This window comes from Shewanella sp. 10N.286.52.B9 (genome assembly GCF_002873635.1).
GTDB lineage: Bacteria > Pseudomonadota > Gammaproteobacteria > Enterobacterales > Shewanellaceae > Shewanella.
This window is the reverse complement of sequence record NZ_MCTY01000106.1, coordinates 1-2,860: the sequence shown is the minus strand read 5'-3', so window position 1 is coordinate 2,860 and position 2,860 is coordinate 1. Positions and strand designations below refer to the sequence as shown.

The 2,860-nt window shown below is 47.6% G+C and carries 2 protein-coding genes; both read right to left on the bottom strand.

From position 1 onward, the window contains the following. Positions 1 to 2,018: integrase family protein (locus tag BCU91_RS06955; protein WP_102531177.1), on the bottom strand; the 2,018-nt coding region annotated here is incomplete at its 3' end. Next, on the bottom strand, positions 2,018 to 2,854 hold the full coding sequence (gene gmtY, locus BCU91_RS06950; RefSeq protein ID WP_277869335.1) for a gamma-mobile-trio recombinase GmtY: 837 nt from the start codon (positions 2,852 to 2,854) through the stop codon (positions 2,018 to 2,020). The genes gmtY and BCU91_RS06955, both read right to left, overlap by 1 nt. Between the last annotated feature and the right edge of the window lie 6 nt (positions 2,855 to 2,860).

Sequence of the window (2,860 nt, the reverse complement as noted above, 5' to 3'; positions counted from 1 at the left end):
TCAATTTCCACCGATAGGTTAGCGGCCTGATGTGCTTTGTAGCTCAGTTGATTGAAGTGGGCATTAAGCGCAGGCAGGTATCGTGCCTCGGTAATGAACCAGCGACAGCGAATACAGTTTTCAGCGCCGTGGGGTACGCTACCATAAATGCGCTGACTGACAGTTTTTGCATTATTAATCAACTCACCACCGTTCCAACAGCCACCAAGGGTACTGACTTCATCCGATTTCACAGTGTTACCGCCTACCAGACACATCCCACACGAGCGTTCTTCCCAGCCTATCGGGTTGCGGTTAACCAGTGCCGCCTGAATACTATCATCGCTGTGATACACCATTTTGCACTGAATTTGTTCCATCGAGGCGTCCTTAAGGAAGTTGCGCACTGATTGTTTGGATTTGGCATCCAACTCACCATGCGCTTCATCCATTTTCTCTGCCATCACGGACGGGGTAATTTTGTTGTAGTAGATAGTCATCAACAGGCGTGTATGCCCCGCCAATAGCTTAGAAATGACAGGCAATGGTAGTTGCGTATCCATTGTATACGCCGTGATGAGTGAGACTCGTAAGCTGTGTAGGGGAAAAAGTGTGGCATATTTATCACTCTCTTTAGTACCTTCAGGGTAATCCACAACCAGTTTTAGCCGTTCTCCGTTATCTAGGGTATTCCCACGCTCTGCCAGTTGGTTTTCTAGCGCCAATAAGAGTCGATACCAGAAAGCATCTAGCGAGTTGTACCTTATAGGTTTTAATTTATCCTCACCTTTTGCAGATGCGTCACGAAACAGAAAGGCAATCTCGGCCATGCTTTCTAGCTGTTTGTTCGACTTTTTATTACCCGTGTGTTTTCTCAGCAGTGTGGTGCAATCGGTAGGTTTTGTAATCGGGTTGTATTTTTCTTGCCAGTTACGCAGTTTCTCAAGCCAGTACAGCACTTCCTCGTTTTGCCAAGGGATGATATAACCACGCTCTAGCTCATCTTTGTTTTGATCCGCAGTCTTATTGGTGTTGATATACAAGCCTGTAGAATACAGCCCAGTCATGGTGTCGTGAATACGGCGGAAGATACCTTTTCCGAATGGGCGTTTCTCGCTGCCAAGTGCAAAATCATGTTGGGTGTTCTTTACCCATTGACCGTTTTCATAGCGCCATGTATCGGCTTCACCACTGTCTAGCATACGCACCTGATAGGTACGCAGTGGTAGGTGGAGCTTCATGAAAATCACCATTGCTTTGACAGGCGACCAGATTTGATGGACGGTGATTTTCTTCTTCCCCTCTCCTTTAATATGGCGAGTCACCTCTTTGGTGCGCCACACACAATCAGGGTCGGACCCATCAATCAGCTCTGGCTCTACTTCAAACCAGTCGCCATCGCCACCTGCTACCTCTTGCCCTGTTTGCTGCTGCGCCCATGTCCAGTGCTTGAAATGTCGATAGTGATAGGCAGGAAGCAGAGACTCATCGTCCTTGAGGTTTTGCTCAATGACGGTCAGTTCAGTTTTATCAGGCAACGGACAGATGATTTGGCGCAGGTTTTGAATATAGCGATACGGCAGAGGATTGCGCACTGTTTCAGTCGCACTAGCTTGTTGTTTGATTTTGCTGAGAGGGTTTTGAACCAGTGGAACAAGTCTGCCATGGTCATCTTCTTCGGAGAACACTTTTTCAATAACAAAGTCGATGAAGTCGCAAGGATAGTTCACGCCTTTTTGGATGTTTGTGGGGGCTTTTTGCGTTTTTTTAACTAGTTTTTCTAACTCTTCACTAGAGCATTGATGACCGTTATAACCCTTAAAGAACAGGTCAATATTGCTGATGGCATAGGGTGCACATTCAGAAAGGTAGGACTCGAAGAAGCGAGCCAAAGCTAATTGTTTAGTGTCAATCGCTGTGGTTTGTGCGGCCATCCACTCGGCTGCCAACTCCTGCCATTGTTGCCACTCAGCACCAAGTGTGGTGAGCATCCAAGAGAAGGATGAATCCGATGAACGTCCGTCATGTTTTCTCGCCATTATTTACCTCTCAATTTAGGATGCTTGCCTGTGAAATAGCCCTGCGGGTCGACGTCATCAAACCCATGCTCAACGAGTGCTTTCCAGTCGAGCGCTTTGACTTTGGATTCAGGGTTTGCCAGTTGCAACGTCGCTTGGGTCAGTTCATCAGAGATTTCCTGCTGGCCTTTGCCTGTGTAGGGGATTTGTGAGTCTAGGGACTTATGGTGCATACAGCGTCGAATTACCAACGGGTTCAATCCTGAACGTTCTAATCGTCTGCCGTAATTATGGCGATGCCCATGTGGATCTAAGCCTTCTGCCTTGCTCGGCTCTAAACCAATGCGCTTCAAGCCGTTGGCGTAGTTATCATGGAAGGCGTTGATGGTGTAAGGGTTGCCGATAGCGCTATGATGAAACGAAATAAACGCATAAGGGTGATGACAGTCGATGCTGGCGCGGTACTTTTGGTAGTTTTTCCAAAGTGACATAAACACTTTGCCATAGTCAGTTGGAAACCATTGAACCTGTATGTAGTTGTCTTTGTGGTCAACCACACGGTTCTTCCAACCAAGATGAGCTGTGCCTTTCATGCGCTGGCGAGGGATGCGAGCATATTGCTCCTTTAGATATGCTTCTCTGTTTGGTGTACCAGAACGACTTCGCCAACCATCAGGGGCTTTGCCATCTATTTCGTTGTAAATTCGAACGATAGCACTATCTGGCTCATAGGGATCTTCAAACACGTCTGTCACCCAAAGCGTTAAAGCTTCACTTTCGCGTAACCCGCCACCGTGCATGAGAAGGAGTATTAACTTGTCCCTGAGTGCCACTCGTGGGTCGCTCGCGCCACCGATGCCATT